Raw genomic sequence first — 25388 nt, 5'->3', positions numbered from 1 at the left:
ATCCCCTTCCAGATCAAAGCCAACCTCACCAATTTGTATGTTCAGCTAAATCCAGTTACTCTTCGTAAGTCCATAGATCAGAAGGTTCACCAATTATGTACTTTATCTCGGTAACATCAATTATGAGGCAACGATTACCCTTTGGTTACATTTTCCCGTGAGGCATTACGAAATTAGATGGGTATTTCAATACGAAATACACTACCTTTCCCTAACTGACTTTCGACGTGAACTTCACCCCCGTGTAATTCCACTATGGATTTTACGATCGTTAACCCCAATTTCGATGCCCTTTGCCCGGCTTCGCGCATGTTTCCCCTTCCTGAACGATTGAATAGTCCGGGGAGATCAATGGGAGAAATTCCGATGCCCGTATCATGTATGCTGATAACACACTTACCATCTTCCTTTTCGACCTTGATGTCGACTTTACCATCAATACCGGTAAATTTAATGGCATTTTCAACGATGTTAAAAATCGCCTGATGCAAAAGCTCATTATCTGCTTCAATCACCATTGGAGAATCAAGATTGGTGGTGTTGGTCAGAATGATTTTCTTTTGCACAGCCTGCGGAGTAAACTCTTCCACAACCTGTTCAATTAAACTCTTCACATCCACTTTTTCAAGTCGCAGCCGGGTTCCCGCTTCAATTCGTCCAAGATCAAGGATGTTGTTCACCATGCGATTCATGGTTTCCAGTCCATTGGTGATTTTTTGCAGGTACGATCGTTGCTGGTCGTTTATTTCCCCGACCATCTGAATCATCGTGGCATAACCACTGATCATCGTTAGAGGCTGACGCAAGTCGTGACTGACAGTCTCTACAAATTCACCCTTGCGCGAAAGCAGTTCCGCATACGAATTGACATCCCGTAATACACACAGTGATCCACCGAATTTTCCATCCGTCTGAAAAGGAGTGAACCGTGCAGAATACATACGGCCATCGGCAAATTGTATTTCCCGTACAATCCCTTCCTTTGAAATCTCAGATACATTGCTGTGAATTGTCTTTTGCATGGATGGCAGTGCGGCCACCCGGTGTCCATCTTCATCCCGTAAAATTAACCCATCCACAGATAAAGCCGCTTCATTGGCATAAATAACTTCGCCGGATGGATCGAGGAGAAGCAGCGGGTCTTGAATCGCTCCTATCAGGGCTTCAAATTGTTTCCGACCCTGTTCAGTCTCAGAAAGTCTGCGTTCTCCTGCCGCTGCAACAGCAATTTCTGAAGCCAGTGTCTTTAACAAGGATATCTCTTCATCCGGAAAGATTTGTTGTTTTTCATAACCGATCCAGAATACGCCGAGAAAATCATCCTTTTCCAGGTAGATTGGCAAACCGACAATGGACGCAGGGACAGTAACCGCACTATTAAAATCAATACGCCGGCTTCGGGCGGTATTACGTATGACAAAAATACCTTCCCGCTTACAGATTTCCAACACTTGATTATCCAGAACGGCATAGGCATCACTTCGCTCACCCAGTCCGAAGCGTCTGAGGGAAACCTGTAAGACGCTTTCAATCTTTGGAGGGATCAAAATCACCCTGGCGCAGGATGCATCTCCACGAAGAGCTGCCCGAAGAATGGGTTCCACAGCTACCCCAAACTCTTCTCTTACAGCCACACCTCTCCCAATGGAAATTAACCGTTGAGCTTCATCCATCTGAGCCTTAACATTTACCCGAATCTGTTCAATAGCCTGGGAAAGGTCTGTTAATTCTGAAATTTCGTGTAGAGCAGGTGTCAGATCATAATTCCCGCGGGAGATCTGTCGGGATGATTGAAGCAACTTTTGTTCATCTCGGAAGAGGGTAAGCCAGTAGAGATTTAATAGAATCAACAGCAGGGCAAAACCGGCTACCATCAAAATGATCTGTTTGCTGAAATCAAACAAAATGGCACTCGCCGCGGCTGTAGGCGGAACTTTGATATAAACATTCCAGTCTTTTGATGAAGGCCAGAAAGCAAAGGCTGCAGAACCCTTCCAACCTTGTTGGATGAGAAATTCACCGGGGAAAGCCTGAGATTGAATATCCGGAGCTGGCACATCATCTAGCATCGGATTCTTATCATCAGCCTGCACCAGCCAGACCAATCCACCTGCATCCTCAATTTTAGTCACCTCTGACCAGAATTGCGATTTCAACGGTCGTGGAAAGTTACCCTGTTGTAAAATAACAACACCTGCAGGTGTTTTATCACCCTGCAAAATGGGTATAACGAAATCAAGTGTCATGGTCAATGTATCAGCAGAAGTGTGCTGACTGATCACTGCAGGATGTCCTTCAATTAACGCACTCTTGATCGCTGTCAGAAGTCTTGGAGAAAAATCTGAAGACAACTCATTATCAGGAAATTGGTGGATAACCATAGCTTTCTCATCCACCACGGTAATGCGAGTTTTTTCACTCGGAAACGTCTTCTGCATCTCCACAAAGAAATCCATCGGCGCTTTTTTCAGGATGGCCGGTTGAGCAAGTGAATATGCTTTTTCGATATAGGATTGATTCTCTTCCGCCCAGTATTGAGCTGCCAGACCGGCATGGCTGGCAATGCTGCTTAATAACACATCCCTCACCTGCCGCGTTTGAATCGCCCAGGAAATTTGTGCAAAAAGAAAAATAAACAGGCAGGCAATTGGCAAAATCATCCGCCAGAATTTACTCTCAGAAAAACCTTCTTCTGGTGATGGAAGGAGGTTTGTGATCTTGCGCCAGGGACCAATCTTGTTACGCTGCAAACCTTCTCCCAGAAAACCCGCAATCCAAATTGGCACAACAGCAAATAGCAGATCCGTTCGCCAGTTTGATAGACCAGCATCCACCATGCCTGCCAGAGGACCATTGGCATTAAAGAATGCTGCACCGGAGGAAAGGATATACGAAAGCAGAGAAGTTATCGCAGCCGCGCCCAAAGGGTGACGAACAAGAGCATAGAGACCACCGCGATAACGCTGCCGGAAACAAACACCAATGATCAATGCGCAGAGGCTGATGATAAACGGTGTAAAGATCGAATTTGTTGAAAGCATTGCCTGGATGATTCCGCTGATCAATCCAGCCAAACCGCCCAGAACAGGTCCAAATAGCGCACTAATCAGAAACCAGGGGATAGCCGATAATACCATTCCTGGAAGTTGGTTTTTTAATACGTCCAAACCAGTAATATGCCCGCCACCAATCCCGATAAAAAGATTGGCAGGAATTATGGTGAAGAAAAGGAAAATCAGAAGTTGCCATCTCCTCTGGATTAAGGCTAAAGGAACATCCCACCAATGGATCAGGCAAATCAAAAAAAGTAAACAATATAAACCTAATCCCACCCAGCCAGCTATGGAATCAGGTAAATTAATCTTCGTGGGCGTTTCAAGTAATGAAAGAATCACAATGATCGGATGAAGATTAGAATGCTTAAATTATAGCATTCCATCTTATAGATCACTGTCTTTATTGGCAATCTTGAATCCAGCTTCCCGATTAAACACATTCCAGGCAACGCGCAATAAGAATCTCCCACGCACCGGTTTTTCTGCGGCCATCTTTTCCTGCCAACGGGAAGAAAATTCTTCCACTCGACGGGTAACCTGTAATTGGTTTCTTAATCCTTTTTCATTTTCTTTGACAAATTCCAATTCCAACTGGTCTCGTTCACTCGAAAAAGTATCAAGGATTGTGTCTCCGCAGAATAATGCCTTGCGATGGAACACTTCATTTCGTTGCCAGTCTGCTTCTGATGAAATAACTGTGTCTTCATGAAAATCTGAAAAAATTATTGGTCGAAAAACACTCAGGCAAGGAGCCGATGTACCGGTAATCCAGATTACGGATGGTTCTTTCGAGAGATCTACTACCATCGATCCGGTTGTTTGATCTATACGAATGGGGCCCCAGCCTGCATGCATGCAGACGGTATTCTCCATAACAGAATCCGACGGCCTCCTGTCTTTTCCATTGTGCGAACGCAGCAGGTTGAAAGCCGCCCGGATATCCTCACTTTTTCCCATTGCAGATATTCCATCAAGCGTGCATTCACGCCTGATTTTCGCCATGCTAAATGTAGTGACCAGCGGATCGCTCATCTGCCCGGCCAGATCATGTATTTGAGAAAAACCTGCACTCCGCTTATCCCAATCGTTATGTAAAGTCAGGCCGTTTGAAATGGACGTAGAACCAGCATACCTTTTTGCCGCCCAGTTCCTGTCAACTGTTTCAAGTATCCAGGTTTCATTCCGATCAGCAATCAAAAAACTGTTGTTGTAATAAAACGGATGGCGGTATCCGCAATTTCCGCCCTGTCCGTAAGTTTCCAATAATTGAATGATACATTGCAGAGCGCTTTGCGCATCACAGGATCGTTCAAGTGCCAGCCGTAAAAGATCCATTCCAGTAAGAGCCGGTTCTTTTAGCGGCTTGCCTTTGGTAAAAAGGGCTTCATTTCCTATGACGACACCCTGTGCGTTGATTCCCATCTCGGCGCCCCACATCCAGGCTGGTTTGCAAAGGATGACATCAAACGTACTTTCAACCTGTGGAACCTCAATATACGTGCACTTTACTCGTGTGCCAGCGGTATATTTTTGACCTTTTCGGAATACAACTTCATGCGCCTCATTCGGTTCCCGGTCTGAGTTCTTTCCAAACCAGATTCGCTTATCTGTTGCATTTTCAGACCGAAAGATGAACGTATCACACATATCAACCCCGGTTTTTCACCAATCCATTTTCCCTGATCAATGTCATGATTGTTTCAACAACTTCTTCCACAGGAACATCATCTGTCATTAGTATGGTAGCATCATCAGCCGGTCTTAACGGAGCAATTGTCCGGTTCTTATCAATTTCATCCCTTTGACGGGTGGATGCCAGAATCTGCTCATATTCAGCTGAAACTCCACGATGAAGCAATTCCTGATAGCGCCGCCGCGCACGTTCCTCTGCCGAGGCTTCAAGGTATATTTTCAAATCAGCATTCGGAAAAACCACCGTTCCTATGTCCCGCCCGACCATAACAACATTCCCGCGCATACCAATACGTCGTTGTTGCTCAGTCATGGCATCACGCACACCCTTATATGAAGAGACAACAGAGACATTCGCCTCCACCTCACGGCTGCGGACATCCCAGGTTACATCCTTACCATCAAGCAGCACGTCTGCTTTCCGACCGTCGAAAATACGGGGAGGAAGGATATCAATCTGTACCGTTTGAGCCAGTTGGGAGACAGCATCTTCTAGTTTTGGGTCAATACCTCTCTGAAGAACAGCCAGGGTGACGGCCCTGTACATAATTCCAGTATCAAAAAAAAGGAATCCAAGCCGGTTGGCGACCTGCTCACCTACAGTTGACTTGCCCGAAGCAGCCGGACCGTCAATGGCGATTGTTATTTTGGAATTCAATAAAACCTCACTGAATGGGAGTGATAGTTGCCGGAGCTGTCTTTGCCGCCCCGGGGAATAAATCTGTGCGTGCCCAGAGGATTACCTGATGGGTCTCCTGAGGAAGCTCTCTGAAGGCATACCATTTGATCCACTCTTCTGGCATGATCAGCGGCCAACTGGTTTTTCTATTCAAAACAAAATCCTGTCCTCGATACGCCTGAGCCAATGAAGGAACATCTTCATCTGCCGTAATGACAATAGCCGGATTGGAAAGATTAGGTAAAGATGAATCTTTGCTAACGCTGGTAAAGTCCTTCAAAGACCATTCAAGGGCATGGGAAGAATAATTCAGGAGAACGATATTAATCCCCTCACGGCTGCTTACATTCCATTCGCTTAAGTCACCGGCTGTCTTTTGCAATAGGTCCATCTGATCGGTGATTCCATCATAGTTCCAGAGTTCTGCTTCCGGATGTTTACCCAATCCGGCAGACCTCCAGGCGGTAGAAAAGGTGAATATGGCAATCAAAACAGCCAACCCCATCCACAAACCAGTCTTACCCTGCCGGGGAGGCCACCCCATGCGAATAAGGAAACTGGCAACGATCAAGAGCCCAAGCGCACCGGCAGAAGCCAAAAGACGAAGCGGTTCTTCCTCACCATCAATCGGAAATTGAATCGCCAAAATATTCATCCAACTGAATGGCACAAGCAAAATTACCAGGACCATCTGACCCCATGCAGGGATATCCGGCTGTTCCAGGGACTCAATAATCCGCAAGATGCATCTGGCGGCCAATACCAGTAATGGAATATAAGCAAATAAAATTGAATCCATTCCCCGGGATGGATAAATAAGCATCAGGAGCACCGCCAGATAGAACCAGCGCATAAGGAACGCATTCATCCGATCCCCTGACCGGACAGTCCGCAGCCCTTCTACCAACCCGGCAATCAGAATAAATGGCTGATAAAGGATAAAGGAGAACAGAATAAGAAATGGAGATATCTCTGTAGAGGTAAGCCAACCGGCAAAATAGGCTGTTAGATTCAGTATTGGTGCTGCGATACCAATCAAGCGCGTAAAGAATAGGCTCCCCACCAATCCAACCGTCAAAATGAGAGCCAGACCAGCATTTATCAAATCGTTTTTCTCAAAGGCCACAGGAGGCACCGTCTCGCCAGATCCAGATGAGGCTCGGCTATTTTTTATAGAGTACGTCAACCAGAATGCCAGTCCAGATGCCAGAACCCCTGGCCAGAGAACTGAGCTTCCCAACAATGCAAACCCGGCTGCAATCCCAGCGAAACCATATCTACGGTGTAGAACAAATCCAACGGCAAAGAGAAATCCGCAAACAGTAATTATGGCACCATCCACATGCCGTGAAAAAGCCACAAATCCAGGATCGAACATAAAAAGAATGCTAAGCAGAATAACCGTCTTATCTCCGAGCTCTTTACGGAAAAGCAGAGGTGCAAAAATCAACAGTGAACCAAAGATAGCCGGCAAGAGTCTGGCTGTGAATTCGTTTTTTCCCAGAACAAAAAAGACCAATCCGAGCAAAGCGGTTATTCCGCTGGTGCCGGGTAATTCACCAGATAATCCGGTTTGGGATCCAGCTGCCTGCAATGCAATGGCTGCCTCCCTTTCGCCAAGCATCGGGTTGCTTAATTGATTGAAACGCAGAATAACAGCCAATAATAGCAATAGGCTGTATCCCAACGTCATCTTTGTGGAGAAGAGTTTCTTCATTTCCTGATCCATTATTTCTTTGGTGTAATCAATAGTTGGGATGGAACTTCATAAATTACTACGGATCCCCGATTGAAAACCAGTGATAGGTTGGTCTTAAACTTTTCCTCATTCACACGATAGGTATTCGTTTCCAGAGATCCGATATAAATATACCGGATTTGATATTTTTGAATGATCCTTAAGGCTTCTTCCCAATTGCTGGTCTGATATAAGGTTTTGATATCCGGTTCGCGAGTCCCAATTTCAATGGCTCCACCTCGCCATTGTGACTCATGCCCTGGCCAACCTAAAACGGTTGGTTGTCCACTAAGGGTTGAAATACGCGCATATCCTGTATAGCTTCCGCCTACGGCTTCCGCCACTGTGCCGTCAGGCGCAAGGCTCAAATAGTTAACCGCTTCCATCTCAGCCGGATATGCCATGGAGAAATAAGCACTTCCATCCAGATTGAGGCGTTCAAGTGAAAAACTATCAAACCGGTCGACCAATGCATAAAATGGATAAAGAAAGCCGGCAAACATTGAAAGAATAAAAAGAAGACGTGCAACCCATCCGGTTATCCCTTTGAGGTTGTTCCAAAAGATGAATACAAAAACCGATGCTGCCGCTGACCACAGAATCCAAGCCTGGTAGTAGAACTTGAAAATCGTGTTCATCCGCGTGCCAAATTGGTCGCGTAAATAGAAAAATTCCGGGAACATGACCAAGCCAAGACCGACTGTGGCTAGTAGAAGCAAAAACGGCAGGGTATTCACTGCGTTGTCATCATTTTTCGCGGTTGAATCAGTTTGAATAGTTGCAGCTTGAAGTTGCTGGAACCGGTCTCGCAAAGCCAAAACGATCCCCCAGATCAACGCCGTCAACAGAAGCAGGGTCAACCAACTTCCCGGCGCCATCAACCGGAACAATGTAGAATCGAGCAAAATATCTTTGGCAGGTCCACCGCCCTGGGTATTCATAAACAAGCCTGCTGCAAGCGTAACTTTTTCTCCCAGCGATGGACTTACCTTTCCAAGCAGAGCTGGAGCGAACGTAATAAGCAATCCCAAAATCAGCATAGCAGTCCAGAGAATACCCAATAGGGCTGCCGCTTTCCCTAATCCTTTTCGGATTACCAGACTGATCTTTTCTAAACGAATTACAGAGATTAAACCAATCAGCATGGGGATAAATAACACACCAAACATTAGCCAGAGATGCTTTCCTCTGGTGAAAAAGACGAGGCTGGGCAGCAGACCACCAGCCTGTGAGGCGAATCCTGTATAGAAAGGCAAATACAGCAAAAAGCCTGCAAAACCAAATGCCAGACCACATTCGAAAAATTCAAGGATTCTCTGTCGATTCCACCCACAGGCAAGATACCTCGCCAGCACAATTCCAACACTGGCCAGACCGACATATATGGGGAAATCCCAGATATTTATGAAAGCCAGTCCGCCAAAAATTAGTGCTGCAAACCAGAACTCCAGAGCGGGAAAATAAGAATTCTGAACAGATTTATCTGCTTGTGAACTGCCAGTCCAGTATGTGATAACATCCATCCAACCGGGGCGAAATTGTCTGCCGCTGGAAGCTTTGATGAAGAATTCCAATGCCAGGTTGCAGGCTAATAAAACAAAGGGAATAGACAAAACATGAGGGTGCAGATCAGCCAGGAACAACGAAAAGAACGGGAATTCATCAATGACTTCCCCTGTTCTCCCTGCAAAGTCGTAATCCTGTAAAACACGGGAAGCACGCCACCACCAGATTCCACCGGGACGCGTAGGAAACCATCCGGGTACACCTGATGGAGCAACCGTCAATTCTTTTAAATCCAGCCAGGACCAAAAGGCAGAATGTCCACTGGCATCCCAGAAAAGACCGCGGGAATGCAAAAGTTCAAAAAAACCTTCCCAATTGGCAGTGAAAATTAACATTATCGGGCCTAACACTGCCCATCCAGCTCGTTGTAATACAGAAACAGACTGCCCCTTCAATTCATTATGAAGTTTGATCCGTGAGAGGATATTTAACACAAGGCTGAATGAACCTGCGGCAGCCATAGCAAACCACAATGAGACGGCCAGATTGAAGCCCACTCCAGAGATAGTACCCGTCAGGCGGATTATCCCGGCGACAATGATATATCCGAAGTAATAATACGAAATGGCATATCCCGAAAGCCAGGGATCGGCTGGAGGAAATACTTTTGAATGCAGGATGGAATTGATAAAAGCCAGTTCCATCGGTTTTTCTGTTCCAGTAATGTCCGGACTGGCTGCCCGCATCAGGGCAAAAAAGCCGAATAAAAGAATAAATCCAACTTCAACAACTGCGATCAGCCAGAGATTTTCATGAAGCCAGCTCTTAATTACCGGCCAGCCAACCTTCCGGATCGCCAGGAAACCTACAAAAAGAACCAATAAAAACGCAGCCGCGACACCTGTCCAATTGTTAGGCAAAATCCCAAAAGTAACGAGAATCCAGTAGAAGTACCCAAATAGAAGGAGTCCAGCCGGTTTAGCAACACCATACCCTCTATCTGCCAGGTGGGGAAAAAACCAGAACAAGACTGGAAACGCGGCAGCGCCCAGTAGAAATAAAGTCAAAATCCAGAGTAAAAAAGAGATCATATTGGTTAGAAGGGCAATTTTACAAAATCGCCGTTTGCATCAGGGATAAAATCAAACACACAGGTGACAGCATCCAAATTCAGCGCGCCGTAAAGATGAGGGAAACTTTCTCCCCAGGGGGCTGCTTCATATTTCAATTCTGACGATAACCTTTCCGTATTGACCTGTAACAAAACAAGTCCCTTCACCCCATGATAATGCCGGTTGGCAGTGGCAAGTACCTGATTTACCAGTGAAAAGTGAATGAAACCCTCTGTATCCAATGTATCCCCGCGATATTCACCCTGTTCCAGGCTCTTGATCCAAAGGTTATTGGAAACTATATGATAGATTGTCTTTTCCTCACCCATCGTTATTTTTCCTTCTTTACCTGATAGATCGTAGTGGTTTCATTGTGGAAAACGACATCCCACATGGAACCGTTCAATGCCTGGAATTTCTGCAATCCGGCGCCTGGATAATACAGGCTTTCAAGCTGACCGACAATTATATAGCTGACATTATACTTTTCCAGAAATGATCGGGTTTCATCTTTGTCAGTTGTTTCATAAAATGCTTTTATCTCATCAACTCGATCAGTCACTGTTGTCGAAGGTACCACGGCACGTTGTTGCCGTTGATGCCAGTTCCAACCGACAACTCCCGGCAAACCGGTATAGATTGTGTATCGGCTTCCCCAGCGGTATTCAACGGTATTGGCTTCCACGATTACAGGCGAACCTTTCACATGCTGTTGCATCCATTGGATACCTTCATAATCCTGACTTAAGTCAATGATTGTGCCGTTATCATTAAACGTCGAGGTGCTCATATAGGCGGCACCATCAAGAGTATGCGGTGCTTCTGAACTAATCCTGTCTCTGATTTTGTCTGTTCCGCCAAGCAATGGGAAAAGAGCAGCACAAAACAACAGAACAAAAACAGCGATTTCCCAAACAGTATCCAACCAGGCTGGCCATTCGAACCGCCTCGGGAAAACGAGGATAAATGCAAAGGCAGCACTTATGGAAAGCATTGTCCAGGCTTGCATATAAAACTTGAATACCGTATTCATGCGGCCGATATCGCCGACCAGTACAATCAGTTCTACAACAAGAGTTAATAGTAAAGCCGTACCCACAAGGAATAACACAAAACGTTTGGCTGGTTTCTGCCCGGGACGGAATAGTAGAATGCCTGCCCAGGCTGCCATTGGGAACGCCATCCAGGCTATCCCCACACCATAGATGATCAAACCAACCGGGATGATGACCAACAAAGCGGTAATCACCCATATCAAATTCTGGTAAGGTTTCAAACGATTTAACGCTGAGACGGGTGTAGACGCCATCCAATCATACGTTTCCTGAACAAACCAGGAGACAATCAATACGAGGAAAACACCCCAATGCGTAAAATAACTCCAAGAGGGAGTACGGGAACCCTTCCAGATATCGATCGAGTTATACGCCTGACCAAACCAGTCAGAAAATGGTTTGTATAAGAGAAAAGTCAATAAAACAAATCCCAGAATAGTCAGCGCAACTTCGACCAGCTTTTTCTTCCATTCATCAGTTTGCCATGATTCAAAGAAGATAGTGGAAGATGAATTCAAACCGGCAAAAACGAGACCTACACAGGCAATAACCAGATATGTAGGCATATCCCAGGTGTTGGTTGGCCGCAGTGCACCAACAATCAACGCGCCAAGAAATAGACTGATCCCCAATTGCACTCCTGCATGAAGGCGCTCACCTTCCCTATTCCATTCCCAGTTCCGCAGGACCAGAGACAGAGTCCAGGCTAAGATCGCCAGTGTTAATGGCAGGGCAATCATATGCGCATGAAGATCAGCATAGAGAAAGGTAAAGAAGGGGAATTCTGTGATTGGCTCGCCCGGTATTGCCCGACTTGGAATCCAATACCAGTCGCCCGATGGATACGGCAATTGCATCCCGCCGACCATGCGCCAGAATCCCTGGGCAGACCAGACAAAGCGGTCAATATAGGTTGAATTTTCAAATGAGCCGGTGGGTGAACCAAGTTTGATCAGGCCATGCCAGATCATTCGGATGGTTCCCAGGTTCCCCAGAATCAGTAATAACAGGGTTGATCCGATGCCTCCTAAAATGGCTGCCGGATTGATAGTACCCGTCTTAATTTCTTGTTTCTTTTCTTCTTCCTGATCAATTGTCTCTATTGAACCAATACGGTCTGATTCATACTCATCATCGGTAATATCCGAAGGTAAGACAATTGCGGGATCTTCTGAAGCCAGTCGTGTTCGCAGGAATTTTCGACGGATTCTCTCTGCCATCCCTTGAATCTGCGGATGTCGGAAAGAATCAATCAACGAATATCCAATAGTAAAAGCCGCAGTCCCCACCATGCTAAATAATGTGGGCAAAATCAAATTATATGCAACCGATGGAGTTATCCCTAACAATTTAACCGGTGTTCCAACGATGACAAAACCGTAATAGTAATAATTAATATAACCGCCTGCAAACCATGGGTCATACGGAGGGAAGCTCGTACTTTTCATGACTGCATTGAAATAGGAAAAGTCCATGGGCTTTTCCCCGCCCTTGTATGGATGCCATAAATCCGGATTTCCTAAACGAACACCCAGGAAGGCAAGGAAAAGCAGAAGACTTATCCCTTCTATCCACAGGAACAATTTCTTCAAATCGTGCCAATCGTCAATAATCTCTTTTTTCTGGTACAGGAAAAGAATGTTGGAAGCGATCAGCAGACAAATTAATACGGCAAGGATGCTCAACCGGCTGTATACCAGTCCAATAGAACCTGCCAACCAGGAGAAATACGCAAGTAGAACTATTCCGACAATCTTTGAAATTCCATACCCATGATCGGACAAACCCTTAGTGGCTATGCGCACAAGAGGATATGCCATCCACCCCAACAGACTGATGAACAGATACCAGACAACTACACCCAACACCGGATACCGATTTACGGCAAATTGTGGATTAAACAATTCCATCCAGGTTCCACCAGCTTGTTGACTGGCCAGTCGGTCTTTCGGAAGTGTCAGGTCACCCAGATAACTACCAGCTCGATACGGCAGCAGATGGACAACTTTTGTAAGGTCAACGGCTTCTAATATTTTTGCCACTTTCTCCTGGTCATAATCTGGCCGTTTTTTGAAGATCAGCACCTTTGGATGGTCATAAACTGTGAAGGCTTCTTCTGCAAATTGTGTATTGATCTTGAAGGATCCAATACCGGGATCACTCTGAAAAACCTGTACAAGGTCAAACCCAAGATTCCCTTTGAACATTTCCGGCTGGGCAACACGGTAACACCACACAACATCTTTTTCTTCAGGGCATCCCAGTAAGTTACGATAGTATTCGGTTGTCAACGGATACCGTTCAGGTACGCGAGTTGTCGTACCCCACTGGCGGTTGGAGGTGATAAAAATATAGTCTGCCTGCTGCAGGATGTTTAAAAACCGGGAGAGTTTATCCTGGTTATCATCCCAGTACATTTCAAAATTTAAATCACTCCGATATGGACCACTGTTGTAATCAAAAGGCGAAATCCCATTCATTCCCAGAGGAATGGCATCATCCCAGGATGACTCAAGCGCCTCTTTGTTCCCGAAAAATGCCAGATCTGTATCACCTTCATCGGTAAGGATCAGAGTGTAAGGTTTGCCTTTTTCCACCTTAACAGGATCAGAGAATTTCGCTGTGGCTTTCTGGTATGAATGGGAATTTGTAGAGAAATCGACAAAGACTTCGCTGCTTCCCAGGATTTGTTCACCGCCAGGTGTGGCTGAAAGGGTCACCTGGAATTTCTTTTGACCCGCATCGCCAGAAAGGTTCGCCACTTTGGGGAAATTAACTTCAGAGATGGTACCCGTTGCAGAGGATGTGAATTGGATGGAATATGGCCGGTCCTTGCTTATACCATCAACAAGTTCGGTTAGAATCATGTCGTTGATTCTGGATCCATCCACCAATCCAAGCGATACAACTCCGGCAGCCTGCAATGAAATAGTCGGATCAGGCACAGTCAGAAGAAGATGATAATTTTTACCCTTCTCCAATGTGAGCGGCATATCGACTGGGATGGTTATTCCATCCCCTCGGGGATCATTTCCGGGAGGGAATACATTGACTAACGACCCGGTTGTCAATGTGGAACCAGATTCATCTGTAATTGATGCCATCAATGTCTTTAATTGCGGTAAATTCGCAGTATCCACCACATGATCTAATTTAATAACAGATAGCGAGCCAGTACTGGAAGCCGTAAAAGGTACGTTTACCGGTTCATTGGAAGAAATCACCCGATTCGCCCGAAAAGCCAGCGGATGATTAATCACCTCTTCTCCGGTATTGATTTTCATATTAATGGCAGCCGGAACATTCTGATAAATCCATTCACTGGCCGCAACGCGAGTCATCGGACGGTTATAAATACGGGTAAAAAGGTAACCGTAGATCAATGTTCCTGCTACGACTATGGTTCCACCTACAATGGCAAATGCACGCAAAAAAACTGCCCGATTCGGATGACGAATCAGTTTCCCTTTTTCCCAGATGGAATAAATCCCCCAGGCAGCAATTATGGCAAACGTGGGGTAATCCAGTACCTGATACCGCATCGCCCGCACCCAGTTGGTTGCCTGCCAGGTAAAGAAAACGGCAGTCCATCCCCAGATCAGGATATGTTTACGCCAGTTGGCTGTAATCATTCTCCAGCCCATTAACAGAAAACTTCCAAAAGCAGCCAGGCCGAATGGTATTCCCATGCCAAACAGCAGCATATTTTCCGGAGCGAACCAGATAGGCCGGCGCGCCCATTGCAACGCAGGTGGAAAATCTACATCACCGGTGCTCTGGGCACTGAGCTCCTTCAATGACTGGATCCATTTTTCATTGGGCATCAATCCGAAGAAACCCGGACCGGTAAAGGCATATGGTTGGAAAATACGAAAGGTCAAGATGCAGATAAATGCGGCAGCCGCAATATTCCGGATGTAAATTGATGATTTCTCGTTCCGCTGATCATCCGCCAGGTTGAGATACCGGACAGCATATGCCGCTGGAATCAGTATCGCTACCAGACCAGAATTGATCTTGGAAGCCATGGCACAACCGGTAAAAAATCCAAACAGCAAAACATCCCCGATCCCATCCAGATCTCTCATGAACAACTTCTTTACATCATCCCAGAAGCTGTTTTTCTCATTTTCATTACCCTCAGATTCAAAACCAATCCAATCTGGAATTACAGATTTCTCTTTTTGCGTAAGAATCCGAACAGCGAAATAGACTGCCCCTGTGGTAAAAAATGTGGTGAATGTATCAACGGCAAAATAATGGGAGAGCTGGATCTGCATCACCGATCCGGCAGTAAGGGCAGCAGCAATTAGCGCCATTGGACGTTTTTTATACAACCTGATGACAATCAGATATACCAGTAAAACTGTCATCAAATCGAATACGGCAGATAATGCACGCCCCACGAGGAAAATTTCGTCATAACCCGTTTGTTTTACCGCGTCAGCAATCCCCCTGACTAAAAATAACGGTAGTGTTCCATATACATAAAATCCATACCCGCGATTGTTCGGATTCAGACTTGATTTTGACGTATCAAAATATTCACCAATATTTTTCACTGGTTCAATGGAGGAAGCGACCATTGTGAGAAAACGTTCATCTGGATGGAGATGTTGATTTTCATCCCAGTTCATTCCCGTAAAGCGGAAATAAGCTCCCAGAGCCATAATGACCAACAACAGAATATCCCAGAGTAAGGATAAATCTTTTGTCTGGCGTTTTGGATTCGGGAGGTTGGGTTCTTGGATTGGATTGGAGAGATTATTCATTTTAGGGAACCGGCGTTTCTAAGATCACAGGTGTATTGTCAACAGGTGGGACAAAATAAAGGATGAAGTTCTTATCCTTGGTCCAACCTTCATATATTCTCTCATACGATCCCGGATACAACTTTCTCAGGCTTTCGAGCGCAGCAGTATCTTCAGGATTAACGATGAATAATTTCGCTTTATGGTTGGAAGTTGTTTCGCTAAATTTATCCGGCCAGGTGGCATAATCTTTTGTCGCGTAGCCGGCATTCATTCCTACCAATCGAGTATCAACCCAATAAGGGTAAGGAACAACATAAGCAGAATCAGGATCGCCAAAAACATCGGCGAAATTCCTTATAACTGCACCCATTTGAGATGTATTCAATGAATTGTTCTTAAAGTTCTCAGCAAATTGAACAAAAACAAGGTTGTAATTCTGTAGAATACTGATGAACAAAAGTATTCCACCTATCAGGCAGGCAACGATTGAACCGCTCGTCTTATGAAATTGGGTTTTGATATTCTCCAGGATGGTATCAAGACCAAATGCAGCAATAAGGAAGATAGGGACTAATGCACCAGATGTGCGGTTCAAACATGGATTCTCATCAGGAAAAGCCAATGACATGATAGATGGCAGCATAAGAAATGGCACAGAGAATATCAGAAATGGGATTCGCCAATCATGCTGTTTAACATATCTTAAAAGGCTGGCGATCAATCCAAACAAATACAGGGCAGCTGTGACCACATCCAACGCAGGTCGTAGCGGAATGGAATGAACCCAGATAACTCCATCATTCCAAAACGGCATAATCATGGCCTTCCAGAGATTTGTCAGGAATATCTGCCAGGCCGGTCCCGGCAAGGGACGTTCAAGCGTACCGGCACGTGTTAAAGCTCTGTAGGCAAATGATTCCGGTTGATCTAAAACATACCGGAACAATGGAAGGAAGAGAATTAATGCAGCGACCCCGGTAATTACCAGTCCAATAAGAGCAAAATGACGTTTATCAGTTTCATGGAAATGCAGAATATAAAAAATCACACCAAAGATAAGCAAAACAGGCACAACCCTGAAAGGGCTGTACCCTTGCAATCCAATTCCAGTGAAAATACCGGCAAGTACAAGATCGAGCCAGCTTTTCCGGCGGAATCCCCTGATGAAATAAAACAAAGTTGGGGCTGTAAAAGCAGCATATAGAGTGAAACGGAGTCCAATCCGGGATATAACGTTTGGCCAGTAACCTATTCCGCAAAGGATAAAGGCAAAGAGCCCTACCCATCTATTACCGGTCTCTTTGCCGAGAAAGTACATATAAACAGCCGTAAAGACTCCCATGATCGCTGTGCCAAGCTTCAACGTCATAAAAGAAATCCCTGTTTTAAAAATCAGAGCTATAGCGGCTGATAAATACATTTGAAAAGCTTCACGTCCGGTATTCCGCGGGAAGAATATAGAGAACTGCCCGCCCAGGACATCATTAACATCAAGAAGTTTTTCAGCATGATCGCTGAACATCTCAATGGGAATCTTATTCAGTTGATAAAATCGAAAAAAGCAGATGAGTAAAAAAGCAGAAAGGCAGGCGATAAACCAGGGAGAAATGTAGATTTGGATCCCGGAAAAATGAAAACTCTTTATCCGGCTGCGGATTGATGCAAAAATCGATTTCGGATTTTGTGCTGGCAAGAACGCAAAGAAGAGGAAAAGTATAGAAATCGCCCAGAATATCAGGTTTTCTATTGTGAACGTGTTATGAGAAAATGTCAGAAAAGCAATCAGACCTGCGGCTATCGAAATGACGAGAGGAAATGGTTGAATGATTATTTTTTGAGGTTCTTGATCCTTGTATGCATATCTATCGGTGACTAATTTGCCCTGAAACCAGCAAATGAAAATAATTACAAGAGCACTGCCCCAAAATAGCAAAGCAGGTAACACAGATTGTGTGGGCGGTTCCAGGTATTTTTGACCAATTAGCAGGAATAACAATATCGCCAGGAATGCCCAGATGTACCGGATTTCTTTTTTACCTGTTTTATTCTGTTCAGTTTTTTCAATATCTACATCTGAAGGCTCTTCAATCACAGGAACCGGTTCAGGAATTGTTACCTCCGGATTTCTTCCGGGAAATAATTTACCTTTAAGGTAATCAAGAACACTCGGTTCTGTTTTTTCTGGAAGCGTCATCGGGATCTCCGTAATTCAAATGTGAATTTTACCCCACCCTAAAGAGAAAACTTCGCGATCAACGTGTCTTCTTTCGAACAATATAAAATGAATAAGCCCCGTCAGGTTGTTCCTGCGGTTCATTATAGGCAAATTCTACAATCCTATTCGCCAGGACGAAATTCCATTTTTCCTGCACCACATTCCAACGCCGTGTAAGAAAATGCAGAATTAAAGATGGCAAGCCAAAATAATGCCCCCATTCCAATACATGTAAAGCCTGCGGCGAAAAATAGTGCCACCAGCGTTCTATCTCAAAGCCGGATGCCTCCAACCGTTTCTCCCATGTGTCTGGATCATCACAATGGATATGCCGGCTTATTGTATTGAAAAAATTCCGGTACCATCGGGCAGGAGCATGTAAACCAATTCGGTCAAAAAAACCAGAAACTGACAGGTTGGGAAGAAAATTCTGGTTGGGAACACAAAAGACAAACTTTGCTCCCGGTTTCATAACCCTGGCCATTTCTTTGAGTGTCAAATCCAGATCAGGAATATGTTCAAGGACAGAATTGCTCAGGGCACTGGAAAAATAATCATCCGGAAATGGCAGGGTGTACCCACTACCCTGAACAACCAGGCTGTACCCGCCGCTTTTCTGTCCCAGACGTACCGGACCGGTCCAGGGGTCAATACCAACATCTACTTTTTCATCCATGGCAATGGTGACAAAATGACCGTCACCGCAGCCCAGGTCGAGGATGGGATGCTCTAAATTAAACCCTTTATATTGGCGGGCTTCCACAGCTCGCAATATCGCCCGAAAATAAGGGAGTTCTTTGAGCTGCAACCAGAGATAATCTTTTGTTGGTTCTGTGTTTTTATCAGTCATTGGTATTAGATCTCTTTGGAAATTTCAGTGAATAAATCTTCGTAACAGGCTGCTATTCTATCCGGGTTGTATTCATTTTGAAGATAACCCATATCCGGCTTCCACTCATTTCGTCTTGCCAGAACATCTAAAACAGCCTTCCCCAGGCTTTCAGAACTTCCAATTTCAGCGATCTCTCCCATGCCATGGCGTTTGACCGGCTGTCTGACTCCCGGCAGGTTGGATGCCACACACGGAACCTTGTTCATCATGGCTTCAATTTGGACAAGTCCAAAAGCTTCCGTCCCATTCAGGCTGGGTAAAACGAGAACATCAATCGTCTTGTAGTAGGCAGCCATCTCCTGCGGATTTAATTCACCCACAAATTTCCAGATTCCCCTGCTTTCATAATTCTGAATTAATGGAGCCAGACGAGCCGCGTATTCTTCTTCACCAACAATGCCTTTATGCGGTCCGGCGAATAATACTCTGGTTTGAGGATATTTTTCCAGAATCTCAGGAAGGGCCCCAAGAAGAATTTCAACACCTTTTTCAGTTGCCAACCTGGCTGCCATGCCTATAACCGGTGAACGTCTCTCAGGATTGAATTCGCCGATAAAAGCTTCTACAGCCTGATCGCTGGTTTCTGGCAAGATCACGGGCGGTGAAATAATCCTCACTTTCTTCAGGAAACCAGCCAGATAGGGAGAATTTTCAGCATAATCCTGTGTATATGTGACAATCTTATGTGTACATCGTGCTGCCAGGTTGTTCATCAGTAGAACACCCTGATTGGCAGCCCAGGCAAGAAAACCGGGCGGCATATGAAGATCACAGTGATATGTCACCACGGTAGGCTTGCGCATCATTCGGCCGCGCAGGGCAATACCGGCGGCATCAAATTGCGGAAGATGCAGTTGGATCCAGTCACTTTCTGCCACAAGCTTACTGGCAACAGCGCCGAATGTCGGCATGATCACACCTTTGCTGATCCGCATCATTACCGGTACACGGATGATCCGAACACCATCACAGACCTCCTCATATGGAAGATCCTTGCGATAATGAGACGTTAGAACCGTTACCCGGTGACCGCGTTTTGCCAGAGCACGGGCAATGCGTTCGGCATATATTGTTAACCCGCTCGTGTGAGGGCGATAATACGTCAGGGCAATGAGAATTCGCATGGAAAAATAACAGAACTACTGAAACAGGTGAATATTGGCTTTCACCCAATCATACAGTTTCTGGATCCCTTCTTCCACGCTGATTTTTGGACTCCAACCCAGTTCGCGCTGAGCTTTACGAATATCCGAGACGTAAATCCGCTGGTCTCCCGGCCGCCAATCTGACCGGTCAACATTTAATGGATGGCCAATGTGTTTTTCCAGGATGGGTGCAAATTCATTCCATATAGAGATTACATTACTGCTTCCACCACCGACATTGTAAACATTGCCGGCAGCCGTCTTGATGTTGGCAATTGCCAGATCATAGGCATTCAATAGGTCTTCGACAAATAATAAATCGCGCACCTGCTTGCCATCGCCATAAATCGTCATCTTGCGGCCGGCTGCGGCGGCAATGACAAACCAGGCAACCCAGCCTTGATCTTCCACGCCAAACTGGCGTGTGCCATATATGCAACTTTGACGAAAGACTACGCTTTTCAGTCCATAAATACGGGCATAATCGCGTACATACTGGTCGCCGCAACCCTTAGAGCAGCCATAAGGTGAATGGAAATCCAACGGCATTTCTTCTGAAATGCCCAACGGATAGTTTTCATATTCATACCGGGTGGCCGTCTCGCGGACTTTTACCTGCTCCATTCCACCATACACCTTGTTTGTGGAAGCATATAAAAAGACCGGTTTCTTTTTTGAGTTTCGGGCGGCTTCTAATGCATTGAAGGTGCCCAGAGCATTGATCTCAAAATCTTCACGTGGATGCGTGACAGAGGTCGTCACAGCAACCTGTGCGGCCAGATGGACAATCACATCTGCTTCATGTGCAACTTCTGCCAGTCTGTCTGCTTTCCGGATATCTTCTATCACGAGTTCAAACGCTTCTCTCCCATATTGTTCACGCAGCCATTCAATGTTGCGTTTTGATCCATTTCGGGAGAGATTATCGAAAACAATAACTTTTTCTCCCCGCCCAAGAAGCCGGGAGACATAATTCGATCCAATGAAACCTGCACCGCCAGTAATTAAATATGTTTTCACGTTTTTTCTCCGAATTTCAACCTTCCTCGGAAGGGAAAGTGGTAGTGTTCTTTTGTGTTTGAGCTGCTTTGAACACCGATCCTAAAGATCTACCCTCTTTCATAAGGCCAATCATACCAAGAATTCCAGTTACCGCGAATTGGACGAAATGCATTACCACGGCATAAGCCAGAGCGAATGTGGCGTCAATACCTACCAGAGCCAGTGCTCCTACCAGCGACGCTTCAAAAACACCAATGGCTGCCGGCGCTGATGGAATGGCAATCCCCATGGCCAATACCGAATCGATTAATACCCCCCACCAGAAAGGTGCGTTGGGAACAATCGATAGAATGACGATGTAATAATTCACCACCCCGATCAACCAGGATACGGCAATCCAAAACACAGCACCCAGAAACATCTGCGGTTTGGTAAGAGCTCCCAGACCCTCAAGAAGGTTATCGAGATAGGGCAGAATGTACTTTTCCACCAACCGAATTTTTCCCGGGCCTTTCATCACCCAGGAGTGAACTGTAGCTGTATTTCTGGCAACAAGAAACAATATGGTTAAACCGATCACAACAAGCACCAATGTAGTGATCGCCACAGGTTTTGCCCAGGTCAATCCCAATGCCAGTGGAAGTGAACTGAGAAGCAGGAGTGCAGCAAAAGCCAGATCAAAAGCCCGTTCGATAATGATCGTGGACAGGACATGAAATGTACCCAGACCGGTGGATTGACCGACAAGAATAGCCCGTCCAATTTCACCGGCGCGCAGTGGGAAAAGATTATTCAAGAGATAGCCGGCATTAATGGCAAAGAATGTCTGTTTGATTGCCGGTTTACTATTTAGTAAAATCCGCCACGCAAACGCACGGGAAAAACAAAATAAAACAGTCATTACGACACTGGCTGCAATGAAGATTGGATTTATTTGCGTAAAGGCATGGCTCAGGTCTTTCCAATTGGCAACCTTTAATACCAGATACAGGGCAACAAGACTGATGATAACCCCGGGAAGCCATTTTTTTACTTTATCCCACAGGGTCGACTGTGTTTCCGTCATTCTTCCTCCAGCTGCAAAACTGCCATGAATGCAGCTTGAGGTATTTCCACTTTACCTATGAGCTTCATGCGTTTCTTGCCTTTTTTCTGCTTGTCGAGCAGTTTGTTCTTTCGGGTAATGTCTCCGCCATAACATTTGGCGAGAACATCTTTTCGCACAGCCTTAATATTCGCGCGAGATATAATGCGTCCTGAAGAAGATGCCTGGATGGGTACATCAAATTGCTGCCGGGGAATGAGATCCTTCAATTTGGTCACCAGGCTCTGCCCACGATGATAGGCTTCATCTTTATGGACAATTGAAGCCAGCGCATCCACCGGGTCCTGGTTGACCAGCACTTCTAGTTTTACCAGGCTGCCTGCCCGATAATCGGCAAAGTGATAATCCATGGAGGCATATCCGCGGGTTCGCGATTTTAATTCATCAAAGAAATTAACAATAATCTCTGAGAGTGGAATTTCAAAAACCAACTGTACACGGTTGGGAGCCGGGTAATCTTGTTCTTTAAACACACCACGCCGTTTGGTGACCAGATCCATGATCGTACCGTAATAATCTGTCGGACTGAATATCTCAAGGTTCATCCACGGTTCACGAATCTCTTCAATCAAACCCTCGTCTGGCAATTGCACCGGTGAATCAATGACAATAACCTGTCCATCCCGCATGTGCACTTCATACTCAACAGAAGGAGCTGTGACAATGATATCCAGGTCATACTCACGCTCCAACCGTTCCTGGATTATTTCCATGTGGAATAGGCCGAGGAAACCGCATCGAAATCCGAAATTCAATGCCTGACTCGTCTCTGGTTCAAAGATTAATGAAGCATCATTCAACTGGAGTTTTTCCAGGGCATCTTTCAATTCGGGATAATCTTCACCTTCAACAGGATATATGCCGGCAAAAACCATCGGTTTAGGGTGCCGATAACCCGCGAGCGGTACTTCTGCCGGATTGGCCGTAAGGGTAATCGTATCGCCAACCCGGCATTCGGTGACTGATTTTAGACCTGTGGCTATGTACCCCACATCACCTGCTTCGAGCAGATCGATAGCTTTCATAGTTGGTACAAAAATCCCGACTTCCACCGGTTTCAGGTTGGATTTATGCGCCATAAGATGAAGCTCATCACGCCCGGAGATCTTGCCTTCAGATACGCGCACATAGGCAATCACACCTTTATAACTGTCATAGTGCGAATCAAAAATCAGTGCCCGGGTAGTTGTCTCAATCTGCCCTTTCGGCGGCGGTATTTTCTTGACAATGATTTCAAGAACCTGATCTACATTTGTGCCATCTTTGGCTGAAATCCGTGGAATATCAGCCGCCGGAAAACCCAGTAGATTCTGCAAATCTTGAGCGATTTCATCCGGTCGGGCTGACGGTAGATCGATTTTGTTAATCACTGGAATAATGACCAGGTTTGAATCGAGAGCCAGATACAGGTTGGCCAGAGTCTGAGCTTCAATGCCCTGGGTGGCATCCACCACCAGCAAAGCACCTTCGCAGGCGGCCAATGCCCGGCTGACTTCATAACTGAAATCAACATGCCCCGGAGTATCAATCAGGTTCAACTCATATTGCAGACCATCCAAAGCGTTATACATCATTCGTACAGCAGACGCTTTGATGGTCACCCCCTTTTCCCGTTCCAGGTCCATGCTGTCCAGAATCTGAGCGGTCATATCACGGTCAGACACAGTTCCGGTCAATTGCAGAAGGCGGTCTGCCAGCGTTGATTTACCGTGATCTATATGGGCAATAATACAGAAATTGCGGATTCGTTCAATCATAATCGCCGTTAGTATACCTGAAAAATGGTATCGTCAGCCTGATGGTTATCTACCTGCTTGGAGAAATTCGCAAACAAAAACCGGCTGATTTTTTCAGCCGGTCTAATCTGATATCCCCAAAAATTTACGCCGCAGCGCCTTCCAGAACATGCAATTCACTTACCCGTTTGAAATGATAACCGTACACTGTGAATGTAATCGCCAGTGGGAACTTTTTCGGTTCATGGAAAAGGGTCCAAAATACCAGGTTCCAATAGTATCCACGATCAGAACTGAGGATGCCAATCTTCCAGATGGTTCGGAACAAGGCAAGTACCTCCTGAATTTCCAGATGAACCGGCGAACTAACAGGTTGGTAGTCTGTCAAAAAAGTCTTTACCCGTTTATAAAATCCTTCTGCTGAATAGATGGTCTTCAGGATGGTATCGTACCCTTCCTTCAATTCATGCATATCCATTTTGGGAATGATATTGGTAGTTCCATCGGCATTATCACCAGACATTTCCATATTCAAACGCCCTTCAGCTTTCAGGCGCTCATATAATGGTGTGCCGAATGGCGCCTGTAGAAGACCAACCATGGCAGTTACAATACCGCTGTTTTGAATAAAATCTATCTGCCGTTGGAAAATGGACGGCGTATCGGCATCAAACCCGACAATAAACCCTCCCATCACCTGCAAACCATTACGCTGCAACCGTTTTACACTGTCCATCAGGCTGCGCCCTTTGTTCTGACTCTTGTGGCATTCGGTAAGACTGGTTTCGTCGGGTGTTTCAATTCCCACAAAGACAGAGATAAAGCCGGCATCGGTCATTAATTTCATCAATTCGGGATCGTCTGCCAGATTGATGGATGCTTCTGTTATGAAATTGGTTCCCACCTTTCCTTTTCGCCAATTAATTAAAGCCGGTAATACATCATCTTTCAGAGCTTTTTTATTGCCGATGAAATTATCGTCGACAAAGAAAACATTTCTCCGCCATCCCAGTTCATATAATTTATCCAATTCGGCAATGATCTGCGCAGATGACTTCAGACGCGGTTTGTGGCCTAACATAGCTGTGATGTTGCAAAATTCACAACCAAATGGACACCCGCGTGAAAATTGAATGCACATTGAATCATACCGTTTCATGTCCAACAATTCCCACATGGGAACAGGTGTCTGACGAATATCGGCATATTCTGTAGTGGTATAGATATGCTTCAATGTACCATTTTCGAAATCTTTTAAGAATTGTGGATAGGTAATTTCACCTTCATTCAAAACAAAATGATCGATTTCCGGGAAATCCTGCCATTCGCCTGTAAACAATGGGCCGCCTGCTACAACCATTTTACCGGCTGTTTTACACCTTTTAACTACCTCATGCGTAGATTCCCGTTGAATGATCATGGCACTGATGAAAACCATATCCGCCCACTTCAGATCATCGTCTGTAAGGCGGGTAACATTCATATCGACCAGGCGTTTGTTCCAATTCGAAGGTGACATGGCAGCTATCGTTAATAAACCCAGTGGCGGATTGGAAGAATTTTTATGAACAAACTGGAGAGCATGTTTGAAACTCCAGAATGTATCGGGAAACTCAGGGTAAATCAACAACACGTTCATTTGGGACTCCTGCGGTAATGGATCTTTTTCTTTTTTTTTATTTACCTCATAACCTTAATCCG

General features: G+C 45.5%; 14 protein-coding genes. All 14 read right to left on the bottom strand.

The window, feature by feature from the left end; all coding sequences use genetic code 11:
- Positions 1-173 precede the first annotated feature (173 nt).
- The 14 genes from LTAR_RS02655 to LTAR_RS02590 all read right to left on the bottom strand — a co-directional run bounded on the left by LTAR_RS02655 (position 174) and on the right by LTAR_RS02590 (position 25326).
- Positions 174-3395, bottom strand: a complete 3222-nt coding sequence (locus LTAR_RS02655) for an ATP-binding protein (protein WP_062531965.1) — start codon at positions 3393-3395, stop codon at positions 174-176.
- Between the two features lie 45 nt (positions 3396-3440).
- Positions 3441-4703, bottom strand: a complete 1263-nt coding sequence (locus LTAR_RS02650) for a C69 family dipeptidase (protein ID WP_062420609.1) — start codon at positions 4701-4703, stop codon at positions 3441-3443.
- A 1-nt stretch (position 4704) separates the two neighbouring features.
- On the bottom strand, positions 4705-5406 hold the full coding sequence (cmk, locus tag LTAR_RS02645; RefSeq protein ID WP_062420608.1) for a (d)CMP kinase: 702 nt from the start codon (positions 5404-5406) through the stop codon (positions 4705-4707).
- Positions 5407-5413: 7 nt separating this feature from the next.
- A complete protein-coding gene (locus LTAR_RS02640) occupies positions 5414-7144 on the bottom strand; it encodes a hypothetical protein (protein ID WP_139044389.1) in 1731 nt (576 codons plus the stop codon).
- 11 nt (positions 7145-7155) lie between these two features.
- Positions 7156-9762, bottom strand: coding sequence for a DUF2298 domain-containing protein (locus LTAR_RS02635; protein WP_062420606.1), 2607 nt, complete (start codon positions 9760-9762; stop codon positions 7156-7158).
- Between the two features lie 5 nt (positions 9763-9767).
- Positions 9768-10112, bottom strand: coding sequence for a DUF952 domain-containing protein (locus LTAR_RS02630; protein WP_062420605.1), 345 nt, complete (start codon positions 10110-10112; stop codon positions 9768-9770).
- A gap of 2 nt (positions 10113-10114) precedes the next feature.
- Entirely contained in the window at positions 10115-15610 is a 5496-nt protein-coding gene (locus tag LTAR_RS02625; protein WP_062420604.1) for a DUF2298 domain-containing protein, read from the bottom strand.
- A gap of 1 nt (position 15611) precedes the next feature.
- The gene (locus LTAR_RS02620) at positions 15612-17786 is read right to left on the bottom strand and encodes an ArnT family glycosyltransferase (protein WP_062420603.1); all 2175 of its coding nucleotides are present in this window, start codon (positions 17784-17786) and stop codon (positions 15612-15614) included.
- 58 nt (positions 17787-17844) lie between these two features.
- Positions 17845-18657 (bottom strand): class I SAM-dependent methyltransferase, encoded by an 813-nt coding sequence (locus LTAR_RS02615; RefSeq protein ID WP_062420602.1) that lies wholly within the window; start codon positions 18655-18657, stop codon positions 17845-17847.
- A gap of 5 nt (positions 18658-18662) precedes the next feature.
- Positions 18663-19823, bottom strand: a complete 1161-nt coding sequence (locus LTAR_RS02610) for a glycosyltransferase family 4 protein (RefSeq protein ID WP_062420601.1) — start codon at positions 19821-19823, stop codon at positions 18663-18665.
- Between the two features lie 15 nt (positions 19824-19838).
- Positions 19839-20864: a GDP-mannose 4,6-dehydratase gene (locus LTAR_RS02605; protein WP_062420600.1), complete on the bottom strand. Its 1026-nt coding sequence runs from the start codon at positions 20862-20864 to the stop codon at positions 19839-19841.
- Positions 20865-20880: 16 nt separating this feature from the next.
- On the bottom strand, positions 20881-21912 hold the full coding sequence (locus LTAR_RS02600; RefSeq protein ID WP_062420599.1) for a lysylphosphatidylglycerol synthase transmembrane domain-containing protein: 1032 nt from the start codon (positions 21910-21912) through the stop codon (positions 20881-20883).
- Positions 21909-23708: a translation elongation factor 4 gene (lepA, locus tag LTAR_RS02595; RefSeq protein WP_062420598.1), complete on the bottom strand. Its 1800-nt coding sequence runs from the start codon at positions 23706-23708 to the stop codon at positions 21909-21911. Before lepA ends, LTAR_RS02600 begins: the two co-directional genes overlap by 4 nt.
- 124 nt (positions 23709-23832) lie before the next feature.
- Positions 23833-25326 carry a B12-binding domain-containing radical SAM protein gene (locus LTAR_RS02590; RefSeq protein ID WP_062420597.1) on the bottom strand — a complete coding sequence of 498 codons (1494 nt, stop codon included), beginning with the start codon at positions 25324-25326 and terminating at the stop codon, positions 23833-23835.
- Between the last annotated feature and the right edge of the window lie 62 nt (positions 25327-25388).

The sequence above is a fragment of the Leptolinea tardivitalis genome (genome assembly GCF_001050275.1).
GTDB classification, from domain to species: domain Bacteria; phylum Chloroflexota; class Anaerolineae; order Anaerolineales; family Anaerolineaceae; genus Leptolinea; species Leptolinea tardivitalis.
The sequence above is the reverse complement of the archived record's forward strand: the minus strand, read 5'-3'. Positions and strand labels throughout refer to the sequence as shown.

Excerpts from the sequence above, each read along its gene's own strand:
- LTAR_RS02650 (WP_062420609.1), bottom strand. The coding sequence starts at position 4,703 with ATGTGTGATACGTTCATCTTTCGGTCTGAAAATGCAACAGATAAGCGA.
- LTAR_RS02640 (WP_139044389.1), bottom strand. The coding sequence starts at position 7,144 with ATGAAGAAACTCTTCTCCACAAAGATGACGTTGGGATACAGCCTATTG.
- LTAR_RS02635 (WP_062420606.1), bottom strand. The coding sequence starts at position 9,762 with ATGATCTCTTTTTTACTCTGGATTTTGACTTTATTTCTACTGGGCGCT.
- LTAR_RS02630 (WP_062420605.1), bottom strand. The coding sequence starts at position 10,112 with ATGGGTGAGGAAAAGACAATCTATCATATAGTTTCCAATAACCTTTGG.
- LTAR_RS02625 (WP_062420604.1), bottom strand. The coding sequence starts at position 15,610 with ATGAATAATCTCTCCAATCCAATCCAAGAACCCAACCTCCCGAATCCA.
- LTAR_RS02620 (WP_062420603.1), bottom strand. The coding sequence starts at position 17,786 with ATGACGCTTCCAGAAAAAACAGAACCGAGTGTTCTTGATTACCTTAAA.
- LTAR_RS02615 (WP_062420602.1), bottom strand. The coding sequence starts at position 18,657 with ATGACTGATAAAAACACAGAACCAACAAAAGATTATCTCTGGTTGCAG.
- LTAR_RS02610 (WP_062420601.1), bottom strand. The coding sequence starts at position 19,823 with ATGCGAATTCTCATTGCCCTGACGTATTATCGCCCTCACACGAGCGGG.
- LTAR_RS02600 (WP_062420599.1), bottom strand. The coding sequence starts at position 21,912 with ATGACGGAAACACAGTCGACCCTGTGGGATAAAGTAAAAAAATGGCTT.
- lepA (WP_062420598.1), bottom strand. The coding sequence starts at position 23,708 with ATGATTGAACGAATCCGCAATTTCTGTATTATTGCCCATATAGATCAC.
- LTAR_RS02590 (WP_062420597.1), bottom strand. The coding sequence starts at position 25,326 with ATGAACGTGTTGTTGATTTACCCTGAGTTTCCCGATACATTCTGGAGT.